Raw genomic sequence first — 7596 nt, 5'->3', positions numbered from 1 at the left:
AAAATTGCGGCCTGTTTCGCCTGAATATCTACGAGCCCCTGGCCTTTCCGGCCAGAGAAACTTAACGTGACAACACCATTGAAACATATTAGTGGTTTATTGGTTTCACTACGATTGCGAGTTACAGATCATACCCGTCGGCAAGCGCGAAAAAACAGGAGTCAATATGCCAACTCAATATCAGTGGCCGCGCCTCTCTCCCATCGCCACAGGCGTGCGCGGCCGGTGTCCTCGATGTGGAGAAGGTCATCTTTTTCAAGGCTTCCTCACGCTGAGAGAAAAATGTGAAGTATGTGATTTGGACTATTCATTTGCAGACCCTGCAGATGGTCCAGCGTTTTTTATCATGATGTTCGGCTGTATACCTAGCATGGTATTTGCTGTATGGCTGCAGATAACCTACGAGCCTCCCTTATGGGTGCATCTCTTTACGAGCCTACCCCTCCTGCTTTTAACTTGCATCCTGCCTCTTCGTCCGACGAAAGGATGGCTCGTCGCTAGCCAATATTATCATAAAGCGCAGGAAGGCACTATTGATCGAGATTGGCGCAATACCTAGGCCATGCTATGGCTGTCTCACGATCAATCTTTCTGGATATATCAAGGGCTCGGTATGCTGCGCGCCTTTTGACCCGCAGAGAAACTAATCGGTCTGCGCTCCGGTTGCAATGCGTGCGATAAAGAAGAAGGTTCAGGAACTAAATCATACATATGAGGTTTCTCTACTGAGGTCGCCGCGTGCCAATCGGGCATGACGGAGATGGTGAACGCGGCGGTTTTCCCGATTTCTCGCTGCGGGCAACGAAATGCCAGGCGAGCACCTTAACCCGTCCGCTGCGGCCTCGTCATTGTTTGGTAACATCGTTAATCGAGAAAATTTGATCCCGTTGCATTCTTCCAGAGCGCTTGACGAGGGACAGATGTTGCAATCTCGATTCATCATACGGCCGCAACCGTCGTTGTTGGCAGTCAGTTTGGTGTCGTACACGTTATTTTACATTGGGATTGTTTCTCAAGGAGAATACTCCGTTCTAAGAAGAGAGGTGGCTCGGTTGGCACCGTTACCTTAACTTCGGCGCAAGCATAAGCTGCGAAACTGGGCCATGATTGAATCTCGTGCCTCTCTTTATCACCGCCATCGTTTCCCTGCTGAGATCATCGCCGAGGCGGTGTGGCTGTATTATCGCTTTCCACTCAGCTTTCGCATGGTCGAAGATATGCTGGCTTACCGTGGGATCATTGTTACCCACAAGACGGTGCACGGATGGGCGGAGAAGTTTGGACGTGAATACGCCAATACGATCCGTCGTCGCACCCCACGCCTTGGAGACAAATGGCACATGGATGAAATGGTCATCACGATCAAGGGTGAGAAGCACTTTCTGTGGCGCGCGGTTGATCAGCATGGCTTTGTACTGGATGTTCTTGTTCAGAAGCGCCGCAATACCAAGGCTGCCAAGCGGTTCATGCGTACACTTCTGCGTGGCCAGGGCTGTTCAGCGCGCGTCATGGTTAGCGATAAGCTGAGATCTTATGGCGCGGCCAAACGAGAACTGGGGATGAGCGTTTGCGAACATCGTCAGCACAAAGACTTGAACAACCGCGCTGAGAATTCGCACCAGCCCATCCGACGACGAGAGCGGATCATGAAGCGCTTTAAGTCAGCGCGACATGTGCAACGCTTCACATCTGTTCACGACCCGATTTACAATCTCCACCACTTCCCCCGCAACCTTTTCACCTCAGCAGACCATCGCGAGCTGCGTCAGGCAGCCACAAATATGTGGCGTGAAATCGCTTGCCTGAAAACCGCATAAGATCAGCATCATAGACAAAATTGCGAACTTACTCAGGTTAAAGTAACGGTGCCCTTGAGCTTGTTGAAGAGGCGCTCGATCTGATTACGCCATTTGTATTTGGCTTTGTCGTGCGGGATTGGTTGGCGTCTGTTGCTTTTCGTCGGAATGACGGCCTCGATATTGGCGCTGGCGATCTCGTCGCGAATGGCGTCAGCGTCATAACCCTTGTCGGCGAGGAACGCCTCGATCTGGTCGGATATCATCCGGAATAACGGCGCGAAGCCCTGGGTATCATGCGTTTGTCCGGGCGTCAGGACGAAGCCGAGCGGTCGGCCTTTCGCATCGCACCGGGCATGGAGTTTGGTTGTGAAACCGCCGCGCGATCGGCCAAGCGCCTCGGTCTCTTGAGTCCCCTTTTTATGCCGACTGCACAATGGTGTGCCCGGACGACGGTGCTGTCGATCATGTCGGCACTTCGATCCCGTTCCACCAGTTCGGCCAGTGTCTCAAGCATTGCCTCGAAAACACCGGTCTCGACCCAGCGTCGATATCGGCGGAAGACGCTGTTCCACTTGCCGTATTCATCAGGCAGATGCCGCCATTGCGCTCCTGTGCGCGCCATCCACAGCATGCCTTCGAAATAACGCCGATTGTCCTGAGCAGGGCGGCATCCACGCCCACTTTCAGCAGGTAGAAGCGGACTGATTACCGACCATTCCTCGTCTGTCAAACCTATCCGTTCGCCCAAAGCAGCCTCCAAATGGCAGCCTTGAATCAAAAATTGATTCCTCAGTCAACCTTTGTCCACGAGCGCTAATATCCCAGGTTCACAGCAAGCTAGTAGAATTGAATGCAGGTCAGAGCGATGACGAGAGGATTCATGAAGAGCCGAAGCCTGCAGTGAATCCCAAGAGGTCGGTGTTTAATGATTACATCATTTGTCTTGAAGATGGTAAAAGATTTAAAGCATTGAAACGACATCTGAACGCGCAATTCAATATGACACCCAACGAATATCGCTCAAAATGGGGCTTGCCGCAAGACTATCCGATGGTGGCTCCGAACTATGCCGCTAAAAGATCGGAATTGGCGAAAAGTGTTGGGCTGGCACGCAAGCCCAAGACGTCTAATCAAAAAACTTCCAGAAAAAATGTATAAACGTTAGAGCCTGAATCAAAATGAATATAACGATATCAGGCTCTTGCGATACGCCGCGTAAGGAGTCGGATATTTGCGATGTAAATCCACGCTTCAGAAGAAGCGATAGTTTTCTCGAAGTCCTTGGCCGGTCTGCGACACCGTCCCAGCCATGCAAATGTGCGCTCGACAACCCATCGACGCGGGAGTAGTTCAAAACCTTCAGCGCGATCAGACCGCTTGACGATTTCCAGTGTAAACTTCCCGACTTTTTCCAGCCTGCCTTTGAGCTTTGGTCCTGCGTATCCGCCGTCAGCAAAGATATGCCGCAACCACGGCCAACGTTTGAGAATGGTTTTCAAGACATCCGGCGCGCCGTCTCTGTCCTGAATGCCCGCAGAATGGATCACAAGACCAACCATCAGGCCGAGAGTATCAACCACAATATGACGCTTGCGACCACTAATCTTCTTTCCCGCGTCAAAGCCCCGTATTCCGCCACTTTCCGTGGTTTTAACTGACTGGCTGTCGATGACGCCAGCCGTTGGACTGGGCTGCCTGTCAGCCTGCTCACGCGCCAGCATCACAAGCGTGTTATTGATGGTACGCAGCAAGCCTTCATCGCGCCAGCGGTAGAAGTATTTCTGTACCGTCGAGAATGGTGGGAAATCGGTTGGCAGAAGCCGCCACGCACCGCCAGAAGATGCGATATAAAGAAGCGCGTTTACCACTTCACGCAGATCCGTTTTGCGAGGGCGACCAAGGTATCTGGGCGAAGGCATCAGCGGTTCGATCACTGACCATTCCGCATCCGTTAAATCAGTTACATAGCGCGAATTGCGTCGTACATAGTGGCGGCGAGCGGTTACTGTCCAGGCCATTGTGATCTCCATCGAATGTAAGCAATCCGATTGGATCATAACCTACTGTAATCGCTCAACCCTTTTTGGAACAGGCTCTTATATCGACATAGTCGGTATGGTCAATGGCATAGCCAGCCTTGCCGCTTCTGCGCGGATATTCTCAGACCAAATAACGTGCTCTCTACGATCGCTGCCCTTATCAGCCTGAATTCCGCCGTATCGCTGCCGGTGTTGCGTCTTGACCGCCACTAATCAGCGGGAAAGGAATAGAGATCCTGCGCATTCACTGTCTGGGCGACGCGTCATCACCTTCGTTGTGCGTGATCTCGACGGTCCCGGAAAACACTATCAGTAACTGCTATTCGTGAACAAATGGCGGCCGATTGAACCACCTGCAGCAATGGTGCCCCCTCTCACCGGAGCGAACATTTCCGATAACGTTGCATGAACGCATTTGGGAACGAATGGACGGACAAATCCTTATCTATGATACCATCGCTTCGCGATCAGGAGATCAATCGGTAGCATCGAGGATAGCAGCGAAGTCATAGCTCACATCGGATGATCGTATGTTTTCAGTTGTTTGGCAGGAAATCTTATTGGTACTGGCATTCGGAACTGGTGTTGTCGCATTTGCTTTTGAAACGACAATATTGGCAACTGGACCCACCGGTGCATTAATAGCAACCTTCTGTCTCATCATCGCTATCGTCGTGGTCTCTGTGCGGGTCGCTCATCGGGCGGAAGCGATTGCTTCTAGAGTGGGCGATCCTTATGGGACGATGGTCCTGACGATGTCAGCTGTTGGCGTCGAGGTGCTCATTCTTCTCATTTTTATGAACGGAAGCAGCGGCTCGCCCACGCTTGCACGGGACACAATATTTTCCGCTGTCATGCTCGACATTAACGGAATACTGGGTCTGGCCGCACTTCTTGGCGGATGGAAGTTTGGAGAGCAGGCTTATAACGATGATTCCGGGAAGACTTACGGCGTTATGATCTTGACGGCAATGAGTATATCGATGGTTGTACCCGAGTTTATTCCTCATGAGAAATGGCGCGTTTATTCGATTTTCACAGTGGGCGCGATGGCTATGCTCTACTGGGTATTTCTCAGAAACCAAATTGGACAGCATAGCTATTTTTTCAACTACAGCTACCCGGAAAAGAAAGCGAGGGGCGGGAAGCCCCGCGAATACGAACCGTTGGCGCCGTCTATAGCCGTACTAATCATCGGCGTTGTACTCATAGGTTTTTTATCTGAAGTGATGTCAGCGTTTCTGTTGCACGGACTTCATGCGATCGGGGCCCCGGTAGCATTGGCCGCCCTCGTAGTCGCTATTATGTCTGCGGCACCCGAATTTTTAACCGCGCTTCGCGCCGCGCTTGCCAATCGCATGCAAGTGGTGATCAATATTGCACTGGGAGCATCATTGTCGACAGTTATCCTCACCGTTCCCGTCATTGAGGGCTTCGCGCTTTTCAATGATCAACCGATTATCATGGCGATGACTCCTATTCAGACCGTGATGATTGTCATCACGCTTATTGCTGCAGCCATAAATTTGAACGACGGTCAGACCAACGCCATTGAGGGCATGACACATCTTGTCTTATTTGCAACCTTTCTGGCTCTCTCGTTGTTAGGTGTCGCGGGGGGCTGATGCAATTGAAGCCGAAAAAACATACCACTTGAAAATGATTTGCTCTCAGAAGCGCAGCAATTCGCCAACCGCGAAATGATTAAAAGTTCCATAATTATACTTATCTGATTTCTGATAAGCTATTGACTTTATTTACTAATAATATTCTCGGCCTCGCGCCGAGTGAACGCGTAGCGAATCGCTTCTGCGGTTTTGGGCCTGCCAGAGACCCCACTCAATTCCTATTTTGACAGACAAAGAAGGAAGGTGTCGTTGGCTGCAGGCTCGTCTCAGCGGAAAGCGGCGAGGATGCCGGCATTTTTGCTACGAACCCCATCCTCGATCTTCTACCCTTTAGTCATGGCGTCGTCGCCCGATCAAGCCAGGTTCTTGCAACAGTATTGCGATGATTGCGGAAGAAGCGAGCGGCGCACGAACGCTAACCCATGACAGTGGTTTCAACCCGTATATCCAACTGGCCGCAGCTCGGTCTGATTTCTCACGTTGCCGCACAGTTCGGTTTATCAAGGTGTTGCAAGCAGATGGCTGCCACGGCTTCCCGCAACGCATTTACTCCATCAGTGAGCCACTCCAGTTCCTCACGGGTGATTTCATAACTTCGTGAGTAACGGGCACCTATATAAGCCCGATCAAGGCGGTCAAAGCAGCGGCTTGCAAAACTGCTATTGTCTGACCAGACTTCCGTCAATTGAGGCGCAATTCGCTCCGCATGTGCTCGCAGGAAGGTCAGACGGTGGGATTTTGGACTATAAAGTGCCTGCACATGCAATACGCAGTGATAAAGCCTCTCTACCGTTTGGTGCAGATCAAAGGCCGCTTCCCTGTAAAATCCACGTTCCAAAGCCTTACTTGCCAGTTCGAAGCGGTGCAAGGCACCTGAGAACCAGTGATCGAAATTTTGCTGTATTTCAATCTTGGCAACTTCCGGCCCCGGCGGAGTGGGGTCGACAAGAAGGGAGCCGGGAGCTTCGTAGAGCATTGTCCCGTTACGGACAATCTCAGTGAAGAAGGACCGGCCGTTTGCAAGCTGATCATTGATGTCCATAATGGAGTGAACGATGAAATTGACGCGGGTGGACAGATGTCCTGTGACTGTCAACTCGTGGAGAAACCGCTCCTGGGCCCGCTTCCATATACGTGGGCTTGCAAAAAATTGAGAGCTGACAATGACGAGCAGATTGAAATCGGAGTATCGGTTGCCTGCTTGGCAAGTGCGGGGGGATTCACAGTGTTCGCCCCAGGCGCCACCACCGTCTGCAGGAGAGCCGAACAGAACCAGTTTGAGAATACGTCCTCCTTTCTTTTTGTCTGACAGTTTGCCCCTTTGTGCTTCCTCAAATTCATCGAACAGAATTCGTACAACACGTCTTAGTTCAAGGCTTCTGTTACGACCAAGGTGATTAAAGCGTTCAACGAGCGTTTCATGAGAAGCCGTCTCCGGAACGAGTCTACGCCTGGTGTTTTTCATGATTTTGCACCATCGGACTGATTATGCCTCATCCGTAAAATGTCATTAAGCACCGAGCGAAGTTGAGGCCACGGAAATTCCGAACAGTCTTCCCAGACGTTGCCTTCACGCAATGTGGCGTCGAGCTTGGCTTCCACGCCGGCCAGCGATGTCGATGAAGTTGTGGCCATGACATCGAGAATGTTCGCAGCCCGGTCGCCGGCTTCGAGTTCGGCCCTCACCGTGGCTGAATAACCAATTTCCAGATCGGCTTCATCCCATCGCAACTGATGCTCAGCAAACTCGGCTTCCGCTTTGGCGCAGGCAACGTTTTCATCAGGAGCACCATCGAATATTTCCCGGATGGCTGTGAGCGAGTAAGCGGTCACACTATCGCCACCCGAGAGTTCAATTTTTGCACAGGGATAATCAACAGTTTCAGCAAGTTGCTGCTCGAGAGATTTTAACCTGCTGCCATGACTTTCCATCAAAAGATGAGCGTCCTGCCATTCACGCCAGAGCGCCAACACCGGATCGGAAAGCGCTTCATTTTCAATCATGTCCCGCGCAAAGACATCGGATGCCAAAGCCCCTGCTACAATGGCAGTCCCCGTTAATATTTTCCTGCGGGTGACGAAAGGCAAAGTCGTGCTATTGTCAGAATCAGCCATGATCTGAGCTCCTGG

General features: G+C 51.5%; 7 protein-coding genes and 1 pseudogene. 4 read left to right on the top strand and 4 right to left on the bottom strand.

Features of this window, described 5'->3' with window-relative positions:
* Positions 1 to 166: 166 nt before the first annotated feature.
* Both FIB18_RS23225 and FIB18_RS23220 read left to right on the top strand, forming a co-directional pair.
* Positions 167 to 559 (top strand): DUF983 domain-containing protein, encoded by a 393-nt coding sequence (locus tag FIB18_RS23225; protein ID WP_140023188.1) that lies wholly within the window; start codon positions 167 to 169, stop codon positions 557 to 559.
* A 544-nt stretch (positions 560 to 1103) separates the two neighbouring features.
* Entirely contained in the window at positions 1104 to 1817 is a 714-nt protein-coding gene (locus FIB18_RS23220) for an IS6 family transposase (RefSeq protein WP_140023186.1), read from the top strand.
* A 35-nt stretch (positions 1818 to 1852) separates the two neighbouring features.
* On the opposite strand, the pseudogene FIB18_RS25275 reads toward FIB18_RS23220, so the two are convergent.
* A pseudogene (locus FIB18_RS25275) lies at positions 1853 to 2566 on the bottom strand (IS5 family transposase); the annotation flags it as partial.
* On the opposite strand from FIB18_RS25275, the gene FIB18_RS23205 reads away from it, so the two are divergent.
* Complete coding sequence (locus FIB18_RS23205; RefSeq protein WP_140023182.1) at positions 2514 to 2957, top strand: MucR family transcriptional regulator; 444 nt, start codon at positions 2514 to 2516, stop codon at positions 2955 to 2957. The pseudogene FIB18_RS25275 and the gene FIB18_RS23205 sit on opposite strands and share 53 nt — an antisense overlap.
* Positions 2958 to 2992: 35 nt before the next feature.
* On the opposite strand, the gene FIB18_RS23200 is transcribed toward FIB18_RS23205, so the two are convergent.
* Entirely contained in the window at positions 2993 to 3817 is an 825-nt protein-coding gene (locus FIB18_RS23200; RefSeq protein ID WP_140023180.1) for an IS5 family transposase, read from the bottom strand.
* A gap of 551 nt (positions 3818 to 4368) precedes the next feature.
* Between FIB18_RS23200 and FIB18_RS23195 the strand changes: the two genes are divergently transcribed.
* Positions 4369 to 5463 (top strand): calcium:proton antiporter, encoded by a 1095-nt coding sequence (locus tag FIB18_RS23195; protein ID WP_140023178.1) that lies wholly within the window; start codon positions 4369 to 4371, stop codon positions 5461 to 5463.
* Between the two features lie 478 nt (positions 5464 to 5941).
* Here FIB18_RS23195 and FIB18_RS23190 read toward each other — a convergent pair whose 3' ends face one another.
* Both FIB18_RS23190 and FIB18_RS23185 read right to left on the bottom strand, forming a co-directional pair.
* Positions 5942 to 6931 (bottom strand): HEPN domain-containing protein, encoded by a 990-nt coding sequence (locus FIB18_RS23190; RefSeq protein ID WP_140023176.1) that lies wholly within the window; start codon positions 6929 to 6931, stop codon positions 5942 to 5944.
* Positions 6928 to 7581: a hypothetical protein gene (locus FIB18_RS23185; RefSeq protein WP_140023174.1), complete on the bottom strand. Its 654-nt coding sequence runs from the start codon at positions 7579 to 7581 to the stop codon at positions 6928 to 6930. Before FIB18_RS23185 ends, FIB18_RS23190 begins: the two co-directional genes overlap by 4 nt.
* Positions 7582 to 7596: the final 15 nt, after the last annotated feature.

This window comes from Brucella pecoris (assembly GCF_006376675.1).
In the GTDB taxonomy this organism is placed as follows: Bacteria; Pseudomonadota; Alphaproteobacteria; order Rhizobiales; family Rhizobiaceae; genus Brucella; species Brucella pecoris.
This window is presented reverse-complemented; position numbering and strand designations above follow the sequence as displayed.

Coding starts and splice junctions, on each gene's coding strand:
- FIB18_RS23225 (WP_140023188.1), top strand. CDS start 167: ATGCCAACTCAATATCAGTGGCCGCGCCTCTCTCCCATCGCCACAGGC.
- FIB18_RS23220 (WP_140023186.1), top strand. CDS start 1,104: ATGATTGAATCTCGTGCCTCTCTTTATCACCGCCATCGTTTCCCTGCT.
- FIB18_RS23200 (WP_140023180.1), bottom strand. CDS start 3,817: ATGGCCTGGACAGTAACCGCTCGCCGCCACTATGTACGACGCAATTCG.
- FIB18_RS23195 (WP_140023178.1), top strand. CDS start 4,369: ATGTTTTCAGTTGTTTGGCAGGAAATCTTATTGGTACTGGCATTCGGA.
- FIB18_RS23190 (WP_140023176.1), bottom strand. CDS start 6,931: ATGAAAAACACCAGGCGTAGACTCGTTCCGGAGACGGCTTCTCATGAA.
- FIB18_RS23185 (WP_140023174.1), bottom strand. CDS start 7,581: ATGGCTGATTCTGACAATAGCACGACTTTGCCTTTCGTCACCCGCAGG.